20 protein-coding genes and 4 tRNA genes are annotated in these 22,052 nt (G+C 46.2%); 13 read left to right on the forward strand and 11 right to left on the reverse strand.

Annotated elements, in window-relative coordinates; all coding sequences use genetic code 11:
• Positions 1-8: 8 nt before the first annotated feature.
• The gene (locus F905_RS03400) at positions 9-1,160 is read right to left on the reverse strand and encodes an IS4-like element ISAbe18 family transposase (protein WP_005177151.1); all 1,152 of its coding nucleotides are present in this window, start codon (positions 1,158-1,160) and stop codon (positions 9-11) included.
• Between the two features lie 234 nt (positions 1,161-1,394).
• Here F905_RS03400 and F905_RS03405 point away from each other — a divergent pair, with 234 nt between their 5' ends.
• Entirely contained in the window at positions 1,395-2,030 is a 636-nt protein-coding gene (locus tag F905_RS03405; protein WP_005177153.1) for a hypothetical protein, read from the forward strand.
• 113 nt (positions 2,031-2,143) lie between these two features.
• On the opposite strand, the gene F905_RS03410 is transcribed toward F905_RS03405, so the two are convergent.
• Positions 2,144-3,016 carry an ATP-binding protein gene (locus F905_RS03410; protein ID WP_005177155.1) on the reverse strand — a complete coding sequence of 291 codons (873 nt, stop codon included), beginning with the start codon at positions 3,014-3,016 and terminating at the stop codon, positions 2,144-2,146.
• A 180-nt stretch (positions 3,017-3,196) separates the two neighbouring features.
• On the opposite strand from F905_RS03410, the gene F905_RS03415 reads away from it, so the two are divergent.
• The 6 genes from F905_RS03415 to F905_RS03440 all read left to right on the forward strand — a co-directional run bounded on the left by F905_RS03415 (position 3,197) and on the right by F905_RS03440 (position 6,106).
• Positions 3,197-4,711, forward strand: coding sequence for a DUF3336 domain-containing protein (locus tag F905_RS03415; RefSeq protein WP_005177157.1), 1,515 nt, complete (start codon positions 3,197-3,199; stop codon positions 4,709-4,711).
• Positions 4,677-5,513: a protein kinase domain-containing protein gene (locus F905_RS03420; protein ID WP_005177160.1), complete on the forward strand. Its 837-nt coding sequence runs from the start codon at positions 4,677-4,679 to the stop codon at positions 5,511-5,513. The genes F905_RS03415 and F905_RS03420 overlap by 35 nt, the downstream gene beginning before the upstream one ends.
• 107 nt (positions 5,514-5,620) lie before the next feature.
• Positions 5,621-5,705: transfer RNA gene (locus F905_RS03425), tRNA-Leu, on the forward strand.
• 33 nt (positions 5,706-5,738) lie between these two features.
• Positions 5,739-5,812: transfer RNA gene (locus F905_RS03430), tRNA-Trp, on the forward strand.
• A gap of 39 nt (positions 5,813-5,851) precedes the next feature.
• Positions 5,852-5,936 (forward strand) — tRNA-Leu (locus F905_RS03435).
• 85 nt (positions 5,937-6,021) lie between these two features.
• Positions 6,022-6,106 (forward strand) — tRNA-Leu (locus F905_RS03440).
• A gap of 158 nt (positions 6,107-6,264) precedes the next feature.
• Here F905_RS03440 and F905_RS03445 read toward each other — a convergent pair.
• Positions 6,265-6,468, reverse strand: coding sequence for a hypothetical protein (locus F905_RS03445; RefSeq protein WP_005177162.1), 204 nt, complete (start codon positions 6,466-6,468; stop codon positions 6,265-6,267).
• Positions 6,469-6,920: 452 nt separating this feature from the next.
• Between F905_RS03445 and F905_RS03450 the strand changes: the two genes are divergently transcribed.
• On the forward strand, positions 6,921-7,193 hold the full coding sequence (locus F905_RS03450; RefSeq protein WP_005177167.1) for a hypothetical protein: 273 nt from the start codon (positions 6,921-6,923) through the stop codon (positions 7,191-7,193).
• Positions 7,194-7,208: 15 nt separating this feature from the next.
• Here the strand turns inward: F905_RS03450 and gloB are convergent, their stop codons facing one another.
• Positions 7,209-7,943: a hydroxyacylglutathione hydrolase gene (gene gloB / locus F905_RS03455; protein WP_005177169.1), complete on the reverse strand. Its 735-nt coding sequence runs from the start codon at positions 7,941-7,943 to the stop codon at positions 7,209-7,211.
• A gap of 129 nt (positions 7,944-8,072) precedes the next feature.
• Between gloB and F905_RS03460 the strand changes: the two genes are divergently transcribed.
• On the forward strand, positions 8,073-10,049 hold the full coding sequence (locus tag F905_RS03460; RefSeq protein WP_005177170.1) for an acyltransferase family protein: 1,977 nt from the start codon (positions 8,073-8,075) through the stop codon (positions 10,047-10,049).
• A 60-nt stretch (positions 10,050-10,109) separates the two neighbouring features.
• On the opposite strand, the gene F905_RS03465 is transcribed toward F905_RS03460, so the two are convergent.
• A complete protein-coding gene (locus F905_RS03465; RefSeq protein ID WP_005177173.1) occupies positions 10,110-11,342 on the reverse strand; it encodes a pyridoxal phosphate-dependent aminotransferase in 1,233 nt (410 codons plus the stop codon).
• Between the two features lie 155 nt (positions 11,343-11,497).
• On the opposite strand from F905_RS03465, the gene msrB reads away from it, so the two are divergent.
• Together msrB and F905_RS03475 are read left to right on the forward strand one after the other, a co-directional pair.
• Positions 11,498-11,917, forward strand: coding sequence for a peptide-methionine (R)-S-oxide reductase MsrB (gene msrB / locus F905_RS03470; protein ID WP_005177175.1), 420 nt, complete (start codon positions 11,498-11,500; stop codon positions 11,915-11,917).
• The gene (locus tag F905_RS03475) at positions 11,914-12,396 is read left to right on the forward strand and encodes a glutathione peroxidase (protein ID WP_005177178.1); all 483 of its coding nucleotides are present in this window, start codon (positions 11,914-11,916) and stop codon (positions 12,394-12,396) included. Before msrB ends, F905_RS03475 begins: the two co-directional genes overlap by 4 nt.
• A 124-nt stretch (positions 12,397-12,520) precedes the next feature.
• Here F905_RS03475 and dapC read toward each other — a convergent pair whose 3' ends face one another.
• The 5 genes from dapC to F905_RS03500 all read right to left on the reverse strand — a co-directional run bounded on the left by dapC (position 12,521) and on the right by F905_RS03500 (position 18,893).
• Positions 12,521-13,690, reverse strand: coding sequence for a succinyldiaminopimelate transaminase (dapC, locus tag F905_RS03480; RefSeq protein ID WP_005177188.1), 1,170 nt, complete (start codon positions 13,688-13,690; stop codon positions 12,521-12,523).
• Between the two features lie 24 nt (positions 13,691-13,714).
• Entirely contained in the window at positions 13,715-16,378 is a 2,664-nt protein-coding gene (glnD, locus tag F905_RS03485; RefSeq protein ID WP_005177196.1) for a [protein-PII] uridylyltransferase, read from the reverse strand.
• A 23-nt stretch (positions 16,379-16,401) separates the two neighbouring features.
• Positions 16,402-17,607 carry a formate-dependent phosphoribosylglycinamide formyltransferase gene (gene purT / locus F905_RS03490; RefSeq protein ID WP_005177197.1) on the reverse strand — a complete coding sequence of 402 codons (1,206 nt, stop codon included), beginning with the start codon at positions 17,605-17,607 and terminating at the stop codon, positions 16,402-16,404.
• Positions 17,608-17,797: 190 nt separating this feature from the next.
• Positions 17,798-18,145 carry an L-valine transporter subunit YgaH gene (gene ygaH, locus F905_RS03495; protein ID WP_005177199.1) on the reverse strand — a complete coding sequence of 116 codons (348 nt, stop codon included), beginning with the start codon at positions 18,143-18,145 and terminating at the stop codon, positions 17,798-17,800.
• A complete protein-coding gene (locus F905_RS03500; protein ID WP_005177201.1) occupies positions 18,135-18,893 on the reverse strand; it encodes an AzlC family ABC transporter permease in 759 nt (252 codons plus the stop codon). Before F905_RS03500 ends, ygaH begins: the two co-directional genes overlap by 11 nt.
• Positions 18,894-18,995: 102 nt before the next feature.
• Here F905_RS03500 and F905_RS03505 point away from each other — a divergent pair, with 102 nt between their 5' ends.
• The gene (locus tag F905_RS03505; protein WP_005177204.1) at positions 18,996-19,490 is read left to right on the forward strand and encodes a hypothetical protein; all 495 of its coding nucleotides are present in this window, start codon (positions 18,996-18,998) and stop codon (positions 19,488-19,490) included.
• Positions 19,491-19,844: 354 nt separating this feature from the next.
• On the opposite strand, the gene ychF is transcribed toward F905_RS03505, so the two are convergent.
• On the reverse strand, positions 19,845-20,936 hold the full coding sequence (ychF, locus tag F905_RS03510) for a redox-regulated ATPase YchF (RefSeq protein ID WP_005177206.1): 1,092 nt from the start codon (positions 20,934-20,936) through the stop codon (positions 19,845-19,847).
• Between the two features lie 323 nt (positions 20,937-21,259).
• Here ychF and F905_RS03515 point away from each other — a divergent pair, with 323 nt between their 5' ends.
• The gene (locus F905_RS03515; protein ID WP_005177208.1) at positions 21,260-22,024 is read left to right on the forward strand and encodes a glutathione S-transferase family protein; all 765 of its coding nucleotides are present in this window, start codon (positions 21,260-21,262) and stop codon (positions 22,022-22,024) included.
• Positions 22,025-22,052 lie beyond the last annotated feature (28 nt).

Below are 22,052 nucleotides of genomic sequence, written 5' to 3' on the forward strand. Positions count from 1 at the left end.
ACAATTTTTCACAAGAGGAAGCTCATTTGAGCTTCCTCTTGTTTTATAGGTATTTTATCGGGTGAAAATAAAGCTTTTAAAGTTCTTCTTTCAAACAAATTCACTTGAATTATTCTGAGTAAACGTTGAACTGTCCAACCTGTTTTTCCTAAATGTCGAGCGAAACTCACCAATAAATAGGCGATCATCGCAATCCAGATTTGTGTCTGAATTGCGTTCCTGCTGCGGCCTAGAAACGCTTTTAATTTGAGATTCTGCTTAATCGCCTTAAAGAACAGCTCAACTTTCCAACGATCTTTATAAATCGCCGCAATGGTGGAGGCGGCTAAATGAAAGTTATTGCTGAGAAAGCTAAAGTGCTTGCCACTTTGCTGATCTCTATATTCAATTCTTCTTAACACTGGGGCTTTTCTTTTTAGGGCATGTGCGCTATTCAGCTGAATGGTTTCATCTTTTAGAATACCTTTGGATTCAAGCACTGGATGTTGCTGGATCACCTGATACACAGATTTAGGCCTAAAACGTGTGACAAATCCAATGTTTTGAGCAGTCAGATTTGCATACCATTGGTAATCGACATAGCCTTTATCAAAAACTACAATGCTGCCAGCAGGAAACTGGAATTTGCGGCCTTGTACCATGTCATTTTCTTTGCCATTTTCAACTGCAACAAACTCAGGAATATCATTGCTGTGATTCAATCCTATACTGAGTTTCATGCTGGCTTTTGAGTCGTGAACTTTGGCCCATTCACATAAGGAAAGCGACAGGTCAATATGACTGGCATCCAAGGAATACAAGGGATTCTTAAAGCGAAATTTATGAGCTACTTTTGAGTGTTCATAGTATTTAAGCAACTTGTAAATTAGCTGTTGATACAAGGCAGCAGGCTGCTGCTCATTGATTCGTGCCAGCGTGCTTCGGGGAATAGACTTTGCTCCGAGATGACTCAGCTTTTCCTGTTGGCACTCCAAATTGGATTGAATATCTCTCAGACTTTGCCTACAAGAGAATTGAGACATCAATATGGCAATAAACTGATCCCACCGGGAAGCCGCTCTAAATTTCTGTCCAACATGGTGTACTTTAGCAAGTTGTTCAAAATCCTGTCGCACAACAGGTTTAATTAGCTCATGAAATACGGTATTCTGATGTGACAAAACCTGAATCCTGGTCGTTAAAGTGTTTGTTTGCACTCATATTTTAACTGTTAGGACTCAGGTTTTTTTATTTAAAGCAAACTATGGGACAGCAGTGGCGAAAGCCTCTTTTTTAATGCTTATAATGCAATGAATTTAATAATTTTTTATTGAGTTAAAATGAAATCAGTCAGATATAAAGATTTAAATTTGGGTAATGGGATATTTGAAGGTTGGAATGATCAGCAGGGTTAGATGATATGCGGTTATGAATGGGGTAACTCTAAGAAAGATCAGGAGCAGTCACAGGACGCAAAGCCAGTTGATTTTAATATCGCTTGTACCTTTAGTAACAAAGTTCCGAGATATGGGCAGGGTGCTTTATCATGGCCCTATGATAATAGAATTAAACGGTGGTTTGCTTTATGGGGGCATCCGCTAGATAGTAATGAATATGGTCAGGATTTTGATAAGTCCATTATACAGACCAATTGGGCCAATACCTGCAATCATCAATTAGCGAATTACTCGCATCTGTTGGGCGAAGAACAGGTCAATAATTTTATAAATCATATCAGTACCTTAAAACCTAAGATTATCCTGTTTATGGGAAGTCAGCTGATACATCTTTTAAGAAATCCTATAGTTAAAGCCCGTTTTGAAGAAATTGTGGGTACAGAAATTCCAGATAGTTTTGTAGTGAAGCAAAAGAAAGAGTTTTCAGGAAGAAAATTTAAAATATATTTTTGTGAGTTTGAAAACTGTCAAATTATAGGTTTACCACATCCATCTTCAAGCCGCGGGTTATCTGATCGGTATATTGAATTATTTGAACCTGAAATGAATACGATCATTTCACAATTTAAAAAAGAAAAAGCGATTAATCCTTAAGATAGAAAGCCCAATCTCACAAGGTTGGGCTTTTCAACATGAGCGAACAGATTGTAGATGAGGATTTTCAATCCATAATCGCTATTTCTGTCTGGCAGAGCAATATAGGCAACTTAAAGTTGCTTTAACTGCGCAGACCCAATCCAGTGCTTCGAGAACTGATAAGCGGCACGACCAGAACGCTGCCCACGTGCCTGACACCAGCGTAAAGCTTCGGCACGCGCTTCAGCGGTGAGCTCCATCTCCGCCTTTTGCAGATAATGCTCGACAATTTCTAAATACAGATTCTGATCCATTGGATAAAACGACAGCCACATCCCGAAACGATCGGACAGCGAAATTTTTTCCTCAATCGCTTCCTGTGGATGCAGCTCGGTATATTGCGGCACATCTACCCGTGTTACCGGTGTATTTTCATGCATAAACTCAGGTAATAAATGCCGGCGGTTACTGGTGGCATAAATCACAAAATTACTTGAACCGGACTGTAATGAACCATCTAGCACGCTTTTTAAAGAACGATAATTTTCATCTTCGGCGTTAAAGGCCAGATCATCACAATAGACAATAAATTTTTCCGGCCGATCTGCAATCAGCTTCTGAATTTCAGGCAAATCCGATAAATCATCACGTTCAATTTCAATTAACCGTAACCCTTGTGCTTCATACTCGGTTAGCAGGGCACGCACAATGGAAGATTTTCCGGTACCACGTGAACCGGTAAGCAGTACATCATTGGCCGGTAAGCCTTTTAAAAACTGCAAGGTATTTTGAATTACTTTTTCTTTTTGTTTTTCAATGCCTTTTAAATCTTCCAGATAGATTTTTCGTGGCTGGTAAATGGCTTTTAACTGTTGATCCTGCCATTTAAAGGCCGATGCAGAAAAATCGGTGGCTTGCTTGAGTTCAGGCAAATGTTGCTGGAGCTGCTGTAAAATGGTTGCAAGCGAGGTGAGAATATTATCGGGTAAATCAATATGCGCCATGATTATTCAGCTTTTCGGTCTAGGTCAAAAGATTATCGGGTGCACAAACGACTGTATACCAAGGCGAAATGATTTAGCAATGAAAACATGAATTATGCAATTGAAGAATGTCTGAAATTTCTGCATAGTTAGGAGACATCGACAGATCAGCGCCTATTCAGCGAAGCGCAGAGGGAAGCTATGTTGTTTAAAGAGTTTAGCCAGGACATTAATCCTCATCAGGCCTATCGGATCAAAAAATTAAAACGAAAAATAGAACATGCCGAGAGTTACGAAGAATGGAAAAATCTGGCACTAAAAATAGATGAAGAATCGGGGGCGCAGGAATGGAAGTATGACAACACCTCGCCGTATTTTGATGCTGAAATTATTGCCCATCGTCTGAATTTATTACGCCGTTACCGCCTGGCAGAGCGAACCAGCGATCTGATGTATATTCTGCGTGAAGGCCTGACCTATGATGTGGCCAATATTGCCCATCCGATGCTGTTTACCGCGACCTATGTCGGCACCAAAAAAATTATTGAAGATTATATTGAAGAAGTCAGCAACAGTCTGGCCTTTATTGCATCCAAAGAATGCCATTTGCTCAGTACCCAGGAAAAAATAGAATTTTTTAAAAACTGTCAGGTGGCTTATGGCCAGCCGGCGATTATGTTTTCAGGCGGGGCAACCTTGGGCCTGTTCCACACCGGTGTGTGCAAGGCGCTGCTCGAGCGTGACCTGATGCCGCAAGTGCTATCTGGCTCCAGTGCCGGGGCGATTATGACCGCCATGCTTGGCATTTCTAAACCATCGGAGATGATGCACATTTTAAATGGCGAATCGTTCTTTACCGAAGCTTTTCATTTTCGCCGCTGGGAAGACATTTTAAAGGGCAATGGCGGTATTGCCGATGTGCGCTATCTAAAAAAATTCCTGCTCACCAACCTCGGTGATGTCACCTTTGAAGAAGCCTTTAAGGTGTCCGGGCTGCATATCAATATTGCAGTTGCGCCTTATGATGCATCACAGGAAGCACGCATCATGAACAGTTATACCTCGCCAGATTTGCTGGTCTGGAGTGCGGCTTTGGCTTCCTGTGCGGTACCGGTGCTGTTTCCGCCGGTGCGTTTGACCAGTAAACGGCAGGATGGGGAACATACGCCCTATATGGGCAGAACCCGCTGGGTAGATGGCAGTGTGCGTAGTGATTTCCCGCAGGAAAAAATGGCGCGTTTGTATAATGTGAATTACACCATTGCCAGTCAGGTCAATCCGCATGTGGTGCCGTTTATGCAAACCGATGCCGAGCGTTTCCGTAAAGATATGCTGAGCTGGCCGGAGCGCATTGTGCGCCGCCAGGGCAAAGTGATTAGTAAGGGGATTATGGACTTTACCCGTGAACGTGTCGGTGGTGTGCCGGCGGTGCGTCGTCTGCTCGATCATGGCCATGGCATTGTCGATCAGCGTTATTATGGTGATGTGAATATTGTTGGCAAATATGGCTGGCGTCATTATAGCTATATGTTACAAAACCCGCGTCCACACCTGTTCCGATTGTTACAACGCGAAGGTGAACGCGCCACCTGGCCAAAAATCTCCATGATTGAAACCCATGCCCGCGTGGGTAAAACCATTCAGCATTGTCTGGAACTTTTAGAATATCAGCAGAACCCCGTTGAACACGCCAAATCCGAATTTATTGCCGTTTAGTCCGGCTGAACTTGAACACTATTGTTTTGAGTTAAAAACCAAGCCGCAAAGCTTCAAGATGGGGCGGCGTCTGTTTCAGTTTCAACAAGGGCAATCTGTATACTGGTTGAAAGCCCAGCAGAGGGATGCGCATCCGCAACTGAGCGCAGGTTTTTGCCGAGAGCTGGATTTCTATCGCCAGTTTCAGCAGGCAGATGCACCGGATTTTCTGCTACCTTTCTATTGTGCGCAAAATACCGAAATCCTACGCATCCAGCAGGAGAGCTTTCAGGATTATCTGATTGTGCCGAATGCGCCGGCGTTTTTTGCTTTAGCCCCCTCACAATTTAGCCAAAGCCAGATTCAAACACGCTTGCTACAGGTACTGGATAGTCTGGAACAGCTAACACGGTTGGGCTATCTACATGCAGATTTAAAAGTCGAACATTGGCGCGAATGGACAGGGCAGGTCAAACTGATTGATTTTGAACAGTTGCAGGCCATAGATGATCCGCTAATGTCCAATATGACCGCCACACCACGCTATATGGCACCTGAATTATTTCATGGTGAAGCCAAAACGCTGGCCAGTGATCTCTATGCATTGGGGATTATTATCTATGAATGGCTGACTCAGCGCCGTTTACAGGCCAAAAGCTATCAGGATTGGGCCTATTTGCATTGTCAGCAGCTTAAAATTGAGTTACCCGCAGCGTATTTGGGCTTTCAAGACTTGCTTGAGGTGATGCTCAACAAACAAAAAAGCCAGAGAGAAGTCAGTTTTTTTGCCTTAAAAACGCTGTTAAGCACTGAAAATGCTTAAGAAAAAACCAAAATAGAGGCTTTTGTTTTTTATTTAAACAAACAAGTGGCTTTTTCATAAAAAGGGCTTGTCATTGGGAAGTGATCTCTATAATATACACAGCCATCGGGGGCGTGGCGAAATTGGTAGACGCACTGGATTTAGGTTCCAGCGCTGCGAGGCGTGAGAGTTCGAGTCTCTCCGCCCCCACCACTTAAATATCAAGTGAGCTTGATTTTAGGTAACAGAGGATTGGTGTAATGGTAGCATGACGGTCTCCAAAACCGTTCGTCAAGGTTCGAATCCTTGATCCTCTGCCAGAATTTTGAGAAATCCAGCATTAAGTTGGTACCCGGTATGGGGGCGTGGCGAAATTGGTAGACGCACTGGATTTAGGTTCCAGCGCTGCGAGGCGTGAGAGTTCGAGTCTCTCCGCCCCCACCACTTAAAATTAGCAAGGTCAAAATCCTCGCTTTTTTGTTGAACCGGCCAGCTTGAGTATTTCTTAAAAAAATTGGCATCTTTATATGGGGATGTGGCGGAATTGGTAGACGCACTGTGTTCAGGTCGCAGCGCCGCAAGGTGTAAGAGTTCGAGTCTCTTCATCCCCACCAAATTCTGAAAAAGCAGGGCAGATGTCCTGCTTTTTTATTGCCTGTTATTTTGTCAGGCCTTTATCTCGCCCAAAGAAAAGCCCGCAGAACAGACGGTTCAACGGGCTCAAGTTATGAGAACACTTTATTTTTCTCGATCAAAGAGTGCGTAAACGAATTCAGGCTTTTAAGTGGTCCTCAAATTCTTCACCGAGTTGTACCGCCAGTGCATTGCCGGCCAGTTCACCCGTGACCAGACCATATTCTTTTTTAAAACTAAAGGTAAAACCACGGCCATCGGCTAAATTTTTGACTGAATATCCCAGTTTTTCTAACCAAATACGAAAGGCAATTAAATTTTTAGCTTTTACCACTTTTTTCACGAGCGTACTCCCTTATCTTCAATAAAGTATAGATATGGTTATATCAAGATTTTTTAAAGGGCAAAATTCAAGAATGTGTCAAAAAATATTGAGATTGATGATTTTTGCAGCAAAAAATCCAGAATTTGAGCGCCTAAAAAACGTGTATTGATGAATAAATCAGCAGAATTTTAAGCAAATTTTAAATTAATTGATTGATATATTTGATGTATTTTTATTCTAAATTTTCAACATTATCTATGGGCTATTTAAGCCGGCTTGAAATAATTTGTTAAATATTGATGACAACACATCTTTAAGTATTTCTTACAACCTCGGCCTGGCGCGAGATAAAAAGTTGTAGCGATCTGCCGGCTATAATTTGCATACGCTGAGTGATTGATGGCTTTATTTTAAGCCATAGCGGGCCTGGAGATCGGGTATCATAAAGTACAGCCACAGGAGTGAGTAAGATGACGCCAAATACCATTGAAGCTGACGTACAGCAGACCATTCAACAGATGCAGCAACAGGGCCAAACCCCGGTGGCGGTAATGCTAGGCCATGAAGACTGGCTGGTCTTTACCGAACAATCGCAGGTGGCCTACACTCCATTTGGCAGTGCGCGTCGTTATCAACCAGCGTTGGGCGGCTTACTGCTGGTACGCATTGATGAAATGAATGCGGTACGTGTGGTGACACAGACCGAGCTGGATGCGTATGCGGCCAGTCACCAGCTGTTATAAACCGGTTAAACCGCTTTAAAAATTATCTTTCATTTCACGTAATTTTTGGAATTCTTCGACGCTGTCCACCCGTAAAAAAGGATTGGTCTGCAGTTCCAGTTCAATGGTACTTGGCAAGGTCGGCTGATTTAGCAGGCGTAAATCTTCCACCTGCTGATAACGCTGTTGTAGCGCCAGATTATCCGGTTCAACATGCAGGGCAAATTTGGCATTGGACAGGGTATATTCGTGGGTGCAGTACACTTGGGTGCGCGCTGGTAATGCCGCCAGACGGTTTAAAGAGTGATACATCTGCTCAAAGGTGCCTTCAAAAACCCGGCCGCAGCCCATCGCAAACAGGGTATCACCGCAAAACAGGGTATCGATGGCATCCATAAAATACACAATATGCCCCAGGGTATGGCCGGGAACCGCCAGTACATCCACCTGCAGATCATGAAATTTAAAATGGGCTTCATGCTGCAAAGGGTGGGTGATAAACGGAATTTTACTCAGCTCTTCGCGTGGTCCATACACTGGAATATTGCGGGATTGCAGCAGCTCCGGCACACCCCCAATATGGTCTTTATGCCAGTGGGTCAGCCAGATCTGGCTTAAATTTAAACCATGCTCACGGCAATACTGTTCCACCGGTTCGGCTTCGGTGGGGTCGACCACAATCACATCTCTGGATGTAGTATGTTCCAGCAGCCAAATATAATTCTGTAACTGGTTCTGAATATCCAGCAGATGCACTTTATAGTTGCTCATCCCTTACCCCCACATAATATAATGCCCAGTATAGCCTGAAAGCGATGTTGTCGTCGCTGTGTATCCAAAATTGATCTTTGACTGAAAAGGTCTACAATAAGCCACGTTTCAATTTTCCCCTGCACGTTCATGAGTTTTGCCTATCGCGCCGATATTGACGGTTTAAGAGCGATTGCCGTCCTGTTGGTGATTTTTAATCATATTGGCCTGTCTATTTTCCCCGGTGGTTATATTGGCGTCGATATTTTCTTTGTGATTTCGGGCTATTTAATTACCTTGATTTTAAGCAAAGAAATCCAGAACCAAACTTTCTCAATTGGTCGCTTTTATAAAAAGCGGGTGGTGCGTTTGGCACCGGCCTATTTTACTGTACTCAGTGTGGTGAGTCTGGTGGCCTGGCAGGTGATGCTGCCCGATGAGCTGAGTCGTTATTTCGACAGTGTCTTTTATGCCACGTTTCTGATGGCCAATATTTATATGCAGCGTGAAGTCGGTGATTACTTCAGTCAGAGTGTCAATGAAGTGCCGCTGCTGCATTTATGGTCGTTGGGCGTTGAAGAGCAGTTCTATATTTTCTGGCCGCTGATTCTGCTGTGCTTTATGAAAAGAAGTAACCGGCAATGGGGTCTGCTGATGGTCGGATCTTTTATTCTCATGTCGTTGCTGTATGCGCAGCAGCAGTTGAGCGTGAATGCCGAGAAAGCCTATTACAGTATGCCGGTCCGCGCCTTTGAACTGCTCTTGGGTGCACTGATCTGCTTTTTGCCACAAATAAAATGGTCAAAATGGCTGGCGCAAACGCTGGTCTGGAGTTGTCTGGCGCTGTTGTTAGGCACGGCAATGTGGTTGGATCATGCCACACCCTTTCCGGGCGCAATGGCGCTGATTCCATGTCTGGCAACGGCCTTGATTATTTATATCGGCCAGAGCGTGCAGTCGCAGAATGTGGTACTGACCAACCGTTTTAGCCTCTGGATGGGCAAAATTTCCTATCCTTTATATTTATGGCACTGGCCGGTGATCGTGCTGTTCAGTATCTATATGCTGCCGGTTAATGCCGGTTATCAGCTGGCCATGGTGCTGCTCAGTATCGCGCTGGCCTATCTGACTTATCGTTATATTGAACAGCCGAGCAAAGGTTTTGTGATGGCTGCCAATTACAAGGTCATTCTGAGCGGTTTTGTGGCGCCGGCGCTCTGTTTTATTGGCGTGGCGCAGCTGGTCAGTCAGCATCAGGGTTTTCCGGAGCGGCTAAGTCCGCAAGTGCAAAACCAGATGGCAGCCTTAAATTCGTTTGCGCATGGCATCCGGCAGAAATGTCACAGCTTTCCCAATCCTGGAACGCTGGCCAATCCGCAAGACTGTGTGCTGGGTGTGGAAAAACCGCAGATTGATTTTATGCTGATTGGTGACTCACATGCCAACAGTTATACCGGACTGCTGGATGTCTGGGCCAAAGATGCCGGACTGCGCGGTTATGACAGCACTCAGGACACCACTATTTATTTACCCGGTGTCCAGCGTGGCCGTGGTGAGCATGAAGTGACTGCCTTTCAAGCCCGCAATGATGCAATTGAGGCGCATTTAAAACAGCATCATTATCAATTTGTGGTGATGTCAGCCGCCTTTAGCCAGTATCTGGATGCCGGGCATGATCTGCATCCGAGCGCAGAAGAGGGCAGTCAGGCCGCGAATCATTTAGACAGTTATTTTGCCGGTTTACAGGCTGCGGTGGATAGTGCACTGGCCAGCAGCGAGTATGTAGTGATGCTGATGGATGTTCCGGTGATTGATCCGGATCAGGCCAATTGTTCATTACGCCGTGAATGGCTGGGGATTGAGCGTGAATGCGCGGTGTCGGCAGATGAATTCCAGCAGAGCAATGCACCAATTTATCAGTGGATGAATGAATTGCAGCAGCAGTATCCACAACTGATTGTAGTGGAGCCGACCAAGGTGCTGTGTGATGCGAAGCAATGTGATTTAAGTGTCGAGGGGACGCCGCTGTATCGAAATCAGGATGATGATCATCTCAGTTTTAAAGGTTCGGAAGCGCTGGGGCAGGCTTATTTACAGCAATACGGCAATCCGCTGAAATCACTTTAATTTTTCCCGTTTGCACAAAAAAGCCGTGAATTGATCACGGCTTTTTTATTGTATTTCAGCTTAGCGGATTTTTGCCAGGAAACGGCCCAAACGGCTAAGCGCTTCACGCAATTCATTTTCAGCCGGCAGGAACACCACTCGGAAATGATCTGGGGTTGGCCAGTTAAAGCCGGTGCCTTGAACCAGCAGCACTTTTTCGGCTTTCAGGAAATCCAACATCAGTTTTTCATCATCTTCAATGGCGTAGACATTTGGGTCCAGTTTCGGGAAGCAGTACATCGCACCTTCTGGCTTGACGCAAGACACACCCGGAATTTCGTTCAGCATTTCCCAGGCAATATTGCGCTGTTCATACAGACGGCCACCCGGACGGATCAGGTCATTAATTGACTGATAGCCACCAAGCGCGGTCTGAATCGCATATTGCGCCTGATGGTTGGCACACAGACGCATAGAGGCCAGCATGTCCAGACCTTCAATATAGTCGGCTGCGCGTGAACGGTCGCCAGTAATGGCCATCCAGCCAGAACGGTAGCCGGCAATACGGTAGGCTTTAGATAAACCGTTGAATGAAATACACAGCTGATCACCGGCAAGGGCTGCAACCGACACATGCTCAATGCCGTCATACACGATTTTGTCGTAAATTTCGTCGGCAAATAAAATCAGATCATATTTTTTTGCCAGCGCGACAATCTGTTCCAGCACATGACGTGGATAAACCGCACCGGTCGGGTTGTTTGGGTTAATAATCACAATACCGCGGGTATTGGGTGTGATTTTGCTTTCCATATCGGCCAGATCTGGATACCAGTGATTTTCTTCATCACATTTATAGTGAATGGCCGTACCACCCGATAGATTGACCGCCGCCGTCCATAGTGGATAGTCCGGCATTGGAATCAGCATTTCATCGCCATCATCCAGCAGGCCTTGCATGGCCATTACGATTAGCTCAGACACACCATTGCCGATATAGACATCATTAACGTGCAGGTCAAAAATGCCTTTTTGCTGATAATACTGGCAAATAGCCTTACGTGCCGGGAAAATCCCTTTGGAGTCGGTATAACCGACTGCATTCGGCAGGTTCAGCGCCACATCGTTAATAATTTCCTGTGGGGCTTCAAAGCCGAAGGGGGCGGGGTTACCAATATTCAGTTTAATAATTTTATGGCCGGCCTCTTCCATTTCATTGGCCGCTCGTAACACAGGTCCGCGAATGTCGTAGCATACATGCTCGAGTTTTGAGGATTTTTTAATTTCGCGAGGAGTCGTGTTACCTGTGGACATAATTCCATCCAATTATATGTTTCTGTTAGCAAAAAATAGATTACGCAATTATCACAATCTATACTGAAATTTAGCTAGATATTTTGCAAGCTCTAGCGTAAATATGGAAGTACTGAAGCATGACATTGAATGTCAAAGATTTAAAGGAGTTAGTGATGGGAAAACTCAATAAAACAGACCGAGAATGGCAAAGAGAGTTATCACCAGAAGAGTTTCGGATTACACGACAAAAAGGAACCGAACCGGCCTTTACAGGGAAATACTGGAACAGCAAACAGGATGGGGTGTATGTGTGCCGTTGCTGTGGAGAAGCCTTATTTTCTTCCGACACCAAATACGACAGCGGCAGTGGCTGGCCAAGTTTCTACCGTCCAATTGCCCCGGGGGTTGTGGAAGAACATAACGATCAGTCGCATGGCATGGTGCGTACTGAAATTGTCTGTCATCATTGTGATGCACATTTGGGCCATGTTTTTGATGATGGACCGCAACCGACCGGCTTGCGCTATTGCGTCAACTCGGCGTCATTAGAACTAAAAACACAAGAAAAAAGTGATGAGGAAACCTATCCATGACCAACATTTATCAGTTTGAGGCTGAGTTGTTAGATGGGAAAAATAAATCATTTGCCGATTATGAAGGCAAGGTTTTATTGGTGGTGAATACCGCCAGCAAATGCGGTTTTACCCCGCAGTTTGCCGGACTGGAAAAGCTGTATGAAAAATACAAGACCCAAGGCTTTGAGGTGCTCGGCTTTCCCTGTAACCAGTTTGGTGGCCAAGACCCCGGTTCCAATGAGCAGATCGGGGCCTTTTGCCAGAAAAATTATGGGGTCAGCTTTCCCATGTTTGCCAAGGTCGATGTCAAAGGCCCGGAAGCACACGCAATTTTCCGTTATTTAACCAATAACAGCAAAGGCATTTTGGGCAACGGCATCAAGTGGAACTTTACCAAGTTTTTAATTGGTAAAGATGGCAAAGTGCTGAATCGCTATGCACCAACCACCAAGCCGGATGCATTGGAACAGGATATTGAACAGGCTTTACAAGGTTAATACAGGACAAGCGACTTCAGCATCAGCTTTAATTTTGGGGATGATCCTCATCCATGCAAACAGTGTTTAGTCCTGCCTAAAATGAAAAATCCACTCAATAGAGTGGATTTTTTAATATCAGCACCTACAAAATCGCTTTGAGGCGTTGAATCACCTGTTCGCACTGGGCGATATCGGCCACCAAGGCTAAACGGACATGATTTTCACCCGGATTACCTTGCTCGGTTTCACGCGATAAATACCGGCCCGGCAACACTTTAATATGCGCTTTTTCCATCAGCATTTTGGCAAAGGCTTCATCATTATCAACTTTGAGCCAGTAATAGAAACCGGCATCCGGTTTTTGTAAAGGGAGTAGTTGCCCCAGCTCGCTTTGGAACAAGTCAAATTTGGCGCGGTATTGCACGCGGTTGTCTTCAACGTGCTGCTCATCATCCCAAGCCGCAATAGAGGCCAGTTGATGCTGTACCGGCATGGCTGCACCGTGATAGGTACGGTATTGCAAATACGGTTTCAGTAAATCGGCATCGCCGGCAACAAAGCCTGAACGCATCCCCGGCAGATTGGAACGCTTGGACAGCGAATGGAAAACCACGCAGTTTTTATAGTCGTCGCGGCCCATTTCGGCACAGACTTCGAGCAGACCGGTCGGGGCTTCATCAAACCACAGCTCTGAATAGCATTCATCTGAGGCAATCACAAAACCGTATTGATCAGACAGTGCAATCAGCTTTTTAAACTGGTCTTTGGACAGTACCGCACCGGTCGGGTTGCCCGGCGTACAGACAAATAGCAACGCGGTTTTTTCCCAGACTTCGGCTGGTACGGCATCAAAGTCACCTAAATACTGGTTGTCTTCGGTACAGTTAATGAAATACGGCTTGGCCCCGGCCAGTAAGGTTGCGCCTTCATAAATCTGGTAAAACGGGTTTGGCATCACCACATACGGTGCATCTTCACGTTTCACCAGTGCCTGTACAAAAGAGAAGATCGCTTCACGGGTACCTGAAACCGGTAAAACATGGTGATCTGCACTGATGCTGTTCAGCTTGAAACGGCGACTTAGCCACTGGGCAATGCTGTGGCGTAATTCAGGCAGACCCTTGCTGTTCGGGTAAGTCGATAAATGCTGGAAGTTGTCAATAATGGCCTGTTTTACAAATTCCGGTGCCGGGTGCTTCGGTTCTCCAATTGAGAGGGGAATCAGCGGTAAATCGGCCGGTTGTATATCCTGAAAAAGTCGGTTTAACTTTTCAAATGGATAAGGGTGCAATAAAGACAAACTTGAGTTCATGTAATCGTTACCGATAGGTTGATGTTAATGTTGGCACACCTGATTTGAGGCTTCATCAAGTGCTGCCTTTAATTTGGCCGCAAAGCTTTTGGCTTCTTCTGCATTCATGGGCGCGCCATCTTTTTTGGTGACAAAGAAAATATCTTCGGCACGTTCGCCTAGGGTGGCAATTTTAGCAGAATGAATATCCAGCCCCTGCATCATAAACAAGCCGCCGACTTTGGCAAGTAAGCCCGGCTGGTCAAGTGTCGCAATTTCCACCATGTTCTGGTTGAGTGCGGCATTCAGGCTAATGTCTACAGTATTTTCAATATCAAAATGGCGCAGCTGGCGCGGAATCAGGCGCTGCATCAGTCCCGGATATTTATCCGACTGGCTTAATGCGGTGACCAGTGATTGAATCACGGTGTCCTGACGCTCGGCATCGGTTAACAGGGTGCCAAAACGGTCCAGCACCACATAAGTATCTAAACTAAAGGCTTTGGTGGCGGTAATAATCCGCGCGTCCTGCACATCCAGATTCATGCGGTCTAAAATCGCCACCGTGGTGGCAAACAGGTTCGGCTGATCTTGGGTGTAAATAAAGATTTGCACCGCATCTTGCGCATATTTACGATGCGCGCGCATCAGTACCAACGGTGCCGGATTATCACTGTGCTGCAAGATGGCACGGGTATGCCAGGCAATTTCATCGGCGGTTTCTTTCAGGAAGTATTCATCGCCCAGTTCCTGCCAGACTTTTTCCACTTCTTCCAGCGAGAAATCCTCGACCAGTAATTCGCTGGCCGCAAATTTGGTGTCTTCAATCAGCATCTGATAATCCACCGGACGACCCAGGCCGGAACGGATCACATCACGGGCATGGGTGTATAGCTGGCGCATCAGCGAGGCGCGCCAGGTGTTCCATAAGGTTGGATTGGTGGCGTTAATATCGGCCACAGTTAGGGTATACAGATAATCCAGATGTTCCATATCGCCCATCAGTTCGGCGAAAGCTTTGACCACATCCGGATCGGAAATATCTTTTTTCTGTGCAGTGACCGACATCAGCAGGTGGTTTTGCACCAGCCAGGCCACCAGATTGCATTCACGTTCGGTAAAGCCATGCGTGCGGCAGAAGGCAATCGCATCGGCGGCGCCAAGTTCACTATGATCGCCACCACGACCTTTGGCAATGTCATGGAAAATTGCGGCCAGATAGACAATGTCACGACGCGCCAGACGCTGGAACACCGAGCTGACCACCGGAAAATCTTTGGCAAATTCCGGTTCTTTAAAGCGGTTCAGGTTGCGAATCAGCAGCAGGGTGTGCGCATCGACGGTATAAATATGGAACAGGTCATATTGCATCAGGCCGGTAATTTGCCCGAAAGCCGGAATATAGTTGCCCAATACACCATAGCGTTTCATTGCCACCATGGTGTCATATAAACGGTACGGCGAGCGTAAAATCGCCATAAACAGCGCCTGATGGACTGGATTATCACGAAAATCGCGGTCAATCCGTTTGGCAGCCAGGGTCAGCAGGCGTAAGGTGCGGGCACGAATCCCGGTAATTTCAGGACGATTGGCCAGCAGATAGAAAATTTCCAGAATCGCACTGGGCTTTTCAGAAAAAATCTTGTGATGCTGCACCGCCAGTTTGCCATCGACCAGTTTGAAGTTTTCATTAATTTCTTCAATCTGGCGTTCATATTGCGGCAGGCGCGGGGTAATCACCGATTCATTAAAATAGGCCAGTAACATTTCATTTAGCGTCGACACCTGCTGCGCGGTGCGGTAATAACGCTTCATGAACTGTTCAATCGGATAATTGGGTGATTTGCCTTCTTCACGGACATAGCCGAACTTGGCTGCAATATCACGCTGATAATCAAACAGCAGGCGGTTTTCATCGCGTTTGGTCAGCAGGTGCAAATAATGGCGAATTTCCCAGAGGAAACTTTCGGCTTCTTCCAGTACGCCCAGCTCAAACTCGGAAATAAAACCCAGATGCACCAGATCATAAATACGGTTGACACGGAAATGCCGTTTGGCAATCCAGCCAATCTGGTTAATATCGCGGATGCCACCCGGCGCGGTTTTAATATCCGGCTCTAAATTGCTTTCGGTATGGTTGTGCTGAGCATAGCGTTTGGCTTGCTCTTCCATCTTGGCATCAAAAAAGGTTTTATCGGTCCAGGTTTGCGACACAATCCGGCGTGGCCATTTGGCCAGATGTTCATTGCCAATAATCAGTCGTGCTTCAATTAAAGCGGTCGCTACCGTCAGGTCATTGGTGGCCTGAATCACGCAATCCTGAATGGTACGCACACTAATGCCGGGTTTGAAATTACCGACATCCCACAGCGATGAAATAAAGGTTGAAATCAGTTTTTCCTGTTCCGGTGAGATTTCATCTTCTGACAGGATCATGATGTCGACATCGGAATAGGGCAACATTTCGCGGCGGCCATAACCGCCCACCGCAAACAGGCCTAAATCGGTCTGGTCCAGTCCGGCATGTTGCCACAGGAATTTTAGCGCCTCATCAATAAAATTGGAGCGCGCCAGAATAATGTCACGGATCGAATGTCCATTTTCAAAACATTCCCCCAGCTGATGTTCAACATCACTTCGCCACTGATTAATGGCCTGAATGTCATGGTTACTTTTTACGTAATTCAGCAAGGGTAAGGTGTTGATCATGAACAGCGTTCCGTGTTGTGCGACTAGTTTTGATTGACACTGACGTTTTGTGCAGTAGCGTAAGCCAGCTCACGTGCCTGCTCAGTGGTTTCTGCGCGGGCGGTGGCCACACCCATGCGGCGACGCTTGAAGCCTTCCGGTTTGCCAAACAGACGTAAATCAGTATCCGGGTGAGCTAAAGCAAGATTCAAGCCAGAAAATGACAGGTTCTGGTCATCCACACCGGCATAAATCACTGCACTGGCAGCCACACTATGACGCGCCGTGTTCACTGGCAAGCCGAGAATAGCACGGGCATGTAATTCGAATTCACTCTGGTATTGTGAGGCCAACGTGACTAAACCGGTATCGTGTGGACGAGGTGACACTTCACTAAACCACACTTGATCGCCTTTGACAAACAGTTCTACCCCAAAAATACCGCAGCCGCCAAGTGCGCTGGTAACCTTGTGGGCAATACGTTTGGCTTCTGCTAAGGCCTGGCTGCTCATTGGTTGTGGCTGCCAGCTTTCCACATAATCACCGGCATCCTGACGATGGCCAATCGGGTCGCAGAATGAGGTTTCAATTTCACCAGTTTCTGGATGTTTAGAGCGTACCGTGAGTAGGGTAATTTCAAAATCAAAATCAATCTGCGATTCAACAATCACGGTGCCCTGATTCACACGGCCACCGGTTTGCGCATAGTCCCAGGCGGCATCGACTTCATCAAAGCTTTTTACCCGGGATTGGCCTTTGCCTGAGGAGGACATCACCGGCTTCACAAAGTTTGGATAGCCAATATCATCACAGGCTGCACGGAAGCTTTCCAGCGAGTCGGCAAAACGGTAGGCAGAGGTTGGCAGTCCCAGTTCTTCTGCAGCTAGACGGCGGATGCCTTCGCGGTTCATGGTCAGATTGACTGCCTTGGCTGATGGAATCACGGTAGCAACGTTTTGCGCTTCAATATCCAGCAGTACTTCTGTGGCAATGGCTTCAATTTCCGGCACAATCAGATGCGGTTGCACCTGAGCAATCAGCTGTTTCAGTGCGTTAGAATCGGCCATATTAATCGTGTGGGCATGATGCGCTACTTGCATGGCAGGGGCATGATCATATCGGTCGGCGGCATGCACTTCTACACCTAAACGTTGTAAAGAAATCACCACCTCTTTCCCCAATTCTCCTGAACCCAATAGCAATACTTTAAATGCCGAAGCTTGAAGAGGAGTACCAATCGTCACGCTCATGTAATTCATCCATGCTTGATTTTATGGGCTTTTAGCATAGCAGAACTGCACCGCGATGTTAGTGCCGATTTGGAGAAAATCGTGATTTTGTCCAACAATTTTTAGACGCAGTAAGCAAGAGGAAATACAGTGTTGAAAACGCAGCACAACTGCTGCACTGCGTCAATGTATCTGGTTTTAAAGTCAAAACCTAGAAGGAAAATGGAATATAGGTATAAATCAGGCCATAGGTCACGGCCGCTGTCAGCGTAGCCGGTACAATTTTCTTGTATTTAAAATACAGCCCGGTCAGCACTATAAATCCGACCAGCATGGCAAAACTTTTATTGGGCGTTTCCAGTAACGGTGGCAAGGTCGCGACCACCAGCATTGAACTGATTGCGGCAATACCAATTGAACCCAGGGCAATCTTTAGCCAGAGAGCACCCCGTTTTTGTGAGTCCTGCTGAAACTTCTGAATCACAAAAAACGGCCCGAAGCGTGAAGCAAAATTGGCGATGCCGACCACAATCCCGACCAGAATAATTTCAAGATTCATGTGAGCCTCCTGCGTATGCATCATCCAGTTGTTTTAAGACATAGTGTTTGAACAGACCTGCAAAAATGCCCGATAAAATACCAATAAAGATGGCAGCGGACAGGTCAATGAAATAGCAGGCGATAGCTGATACCACCAAAGTCACACTGACCACAAAGGTATGTTTTTTCTCAAAGGCGGCCAGCAGGAAACTCAGGAACAGGGCCGGTAATAGGAAATCCAGTGCGGCTTGTAAAAACTGCGGCAGCTTACTGACCTGATCGGCAAACAGACCGCCCAGTAAAGAACCGAGCGCCCATGACATCCAGCTAAACAGACTTAAACCCAGCATCCAGGATTCCGACCATTGTTGCCGGCGCTGCGACAGCTTGATCATGCCAGAAGCAAAGACTTCATCGGTCAGGCCCCAGGCCCAGATCGCGGTTTTCTTTAAATTGAGCCGGTCCTGAATCAGGTTGGTTAAGGCCGGGCCATAGAGCAGATGGCGAATATCCAGTGCAATGACAGTCAGGGCGGTCATCCAGATGGAGGTGCCGCTGCCTAACAGGGCCACCACCAGAAACTGGCTGGCACCGGCATACATGGTGCAGGATAAAAACAGGGCTTCCCAGGCGCTAAAACCGAATTGGGTCGCCGAAACGCCAAATGCAAAAGAAACGGGGAGATAAGTAAAAATAATGGCTTGGCTATCTTTAGCGCCTTGCCAAAAACCGGCTGGCTGTGTGGAAAGCGTTTTGTGTTCAGACACGACACACCTGAAGGAGAGTTGAACAAGGAGTCAAATGATGATTGTGTATTGTACCCGAATTCACTAGCATAGTGCCGAAATGTTTGTTGAAGCGAGCCAGATATGTGGATGTTCAAAACACGTCAATTTGTGGTTGCAACTGTACTGGGCAGTAGCCTGTTATTACAGGCCTGTGGGGGCGATCAGTCCGGTGAAAAGCCGGAAATTAAACCTGCACCGAAACTGACCAATGATGCAACGGCGTATGCAGAAGCGGCCTGGAAGCTGATGAATGAGGTGGAACCTTATGTTTATCGCAAACAGCGCAATTTAATTGAAGATAATGTACGCAAACCGGCGCGCCAGTTAAGCACCGAATGGCGCATTAACGTCAAAATGACCGATTCAGTCACCGAAGGAAAATATGCCTTATGCCGTAAAGCACTCACCAGTCTGGAAATCTGGGCGCGTGCCACTTTGGAAAGTAGCGCAACGGTAAGCCAGAAACAGGCCGATTATGAACGCGATAAACAGCAATGTGCCGATGCGATTGCCCATCCGGAACTGGGCAATACCGATCCCAAACAAAAAGGCAATGCGATTGCGACAGCATCCTGAAGCATCAATAAGCGGAGTTCTGGCTCCGCTTTTTTAATGGCGCCGCCGTATTAAATTGATCTTTGCAATCAGAATAGCGATTACATTACACAATTAGTCTGCAAGATATTGGCGCATCTTTCACGGTGCTGAACGGTTATGGTGCGCTTGAGTGCACTGAAATCAAGCGCTTTCGAGAACTGGAAAGCGTAGGGAATTCAATAACATCTCAGTAAATCAAAGAAGATATCAAGATCGGTTCGCTGAATTGATTAATTTTCTTGCTTAAATTGTGGTGAGCCAAAGATTGCTCTTCAAAAAAAGAGTATAAAAAAACCCTCAAATATTTGAGGGTTTTTCATTGATATCAGGCGATTACACGTTAAAACGGAAGTGTAAAACATCACCATCTTGTACGATGTAAGTTTTACCCTCTAAACGCCATTTACCTGCTTCTTTGGCACCGGCTTCGCCGTTGTATTGTACGAAATCATCATAGGCCACACATTCAGCACGGATAAAGCCTTTTTCGAAGTCGGTATGAATGACACCTGCCGCTTGTGGAGCGGTTGCACCGACTTTCACCGTCCAGGCACGTACTTCCTGCACACCGGCAGTGAAGTAAGTTTGTAGGCCGAGTAAGCCATAACCTGCACGGATGACCACGTTCAGGCCAGGTTCTTCCATACCCATCGCTTCTAAGAATTCAGCACGTTCATCATCTTCTAATAATGAAATTTCGGCTTCAATCTGGTTGCAGAGTGGTACTACAATCGCATTTTCAGCTGCTGCCAGTTCACGTACTGCATCTAAGTGCGGGTTGTTTTCAAAGCCATCTTCCGCCACGTTGGCAATATACATGGTTGGTTTTAAGGTTAATAAACCAAAACCACGAATCAGTTTACGTTCGTCATCGTCCAGATTGGCTGCACGTGCCGGTTTGCCTTCATCCAGTAATGGCAGGATTTTTTCTAAAACGGCTTTGGTCGCAACCGCTTCTTTGTCACCGCCTTTGGCTGTTTTGGTTAAACGGGTCACGGCTTTCGATACCGTTTCTAAGTCGGCCAGCGCAAGTTCAGTGTTGATGGTGGCAATATCGTCCAGCGGGTCAATTTTACCATTGACGTGAATGACGTTTTCATCTTCAAAACAACGCACCACGTGAGCAATCGCGTCAGTTTCACGGATGTTGGCCAGGAACTGGTTACCCAGACCTTCACCTTTTGAAGCACCTGCAACCAGACCGGCGATATCCACAAATTCCATGGTGGTCGGCAGGACACGTTGTGGGTTTACAATGGCCGCCAGTTTGTCTAAACGCGCATCCGGCACCGGCACAATACCGGTGTTTGGCTCAATGGTACAGAACGGGAAGTTTTCAGCAGCAATTGCAGCTTTGGTTAAGGCGTTGAAAAGAGTCGATTTACCAACGTTAGGCAGACCTACAATACCACAATTAAAACCCATGAAATGACTCACAAAGTGTTATTCAAAAATTGTCGCTGATTTTACATGAAAGCCAGCATAAAGTCAGGTCATGGCGGGGATGTTTGTTGAAAAAGCATATTTATGAAATATGTGCTGCGGATGGTGGAGTAATGCGTGCCGTATCTGTGTTGATTTTTAAACAGGATAGCCTGACCTAGATACGCTTGATGAAGCGTTTGGCCGAATACCGGCGATTTTTGAATAAAAAGCGCATTGTTTTTCGGCAGCAGTATGACTAAAGTAGCCAATGGATGTTGGCTGTTCAAATTATTGAACAAAAAATAAAAATTGACGGAGAAGATATGCGTATTTTGTACCAGTTTCCTTTATCTCATTTTTGTGAAAAAGCACGCTGGTTGCTGGATCATAAGGAACTGGATTATAACGCGCAGAACTTAATTCCGGGTGTGCATCGTGCTTTTGCCAAGCTAAAAACCGGACAAAACAAGCTGCCGATTTTACGCGATCAGGATCAATGGATTGCGGACAGTACCCAAATTGCCCTGTATTTAGATGAGGTGTATCCGGAGCATACCTTATTACGCCCAGACCCGACACAGCGCAATGAAGCACTGGAGATTGACCAGTTGGCCTCGACTCTGGGCTATCACGTTCGTCGCTGGGGCTTGGCACATACTTTATCTGAAAGTGAGCAGCCTTTAGATTTGCTGATTGGTGAAAAAGGTTATTTACGTCAATTTGAAAAATACTCCAAACCGATTATGAAGATGCTGATTTCCAAAGGCTATCAGCTGGATCAGGACAAGGTTGATGAATCGGAACGGGAAATGCGCCGTTTAATAGCCGAATTAAACCAGCGTCTGATAGCCAATGGCGGCGCATATTTTGTCGGTGAGCGTTTAGGCCTGGCGGATATTGCGGTCTGTTCCATGCTGGCTCCGATTCTGGAAATTCAGGATACACCGTGGGAAAAAGAGCAGGGCGAAACCTTGTCCGAACAATTCCTGCAATTTAAACAGGAACTCAGTGATTTACCTTTAGGGCAATATGTACTGAGAATTTATCAGACCGAGCGTCATGCCCGTGTGGACTGGCGCGGTATCTAAACGGCAACCATAAAAAATACGCGCCTGT

The organism is Acinetobacter sp. CIP 53.82 (genome assembly GCF_000369465.1).
GTDB lineage: Bacteria > Pseudomonadota > Gammaproteobacteria > Pseudomonadales > Moraxellaceae > Acinetobacter > Acinetobacter indicus.